This is a genomic window from Sphingomonas sp. 2378 (assembly GCF_038084995.1).
In the GTDB taxonomy this organism is placed as follows: Bacteria; Pseudomonadota; Alphaproteobacteria; order Sphingomonadales; family Sphingomonadaceae; genus Sphingomonas.
The window spans coordinates 1-229 of record NZ_JAXCMJ010000170.1 but is presented as its reverse complement, the minus strand read 5'-3'; the positions used below and the strand labels follow the sequence as shown (position 1 = coordinate 229).

Below are 229 nucleotides of genomic sequence, written 5' to 3'. Positions count from 1 at the left end.
CGACCCGCAGTTGATCGCCAAATACCAGCGGCGCTTTCCAGGCTTCGATGAGAAGATCGTGTCGATGTACGCGCGCGGCATGAGCACCCGGGAGATCACGGGGCACCTGCACGATCTGTACGGCATCGACGTGTCGCCCGATCTGATCTCGACGGTAACCGACGCCGTACTCGACGAGGTGGCGATCTGGCAGCAGCGGCCGCTGGATCCGGTCTACCCGCTCGTCTTT

The 229-nt window shown here is 62.9% G+C and carries 1 protein-coding gene; it reads left to right on the top strand.

Going from position 1 to position 229, the window contains the following annotated elements:
* Window positions 1–229: transposase (locus SM191_RS19790; protein ID WP_341507687.1), on the top strand; the 229-nt coding region annotated here is incomplete at both ends.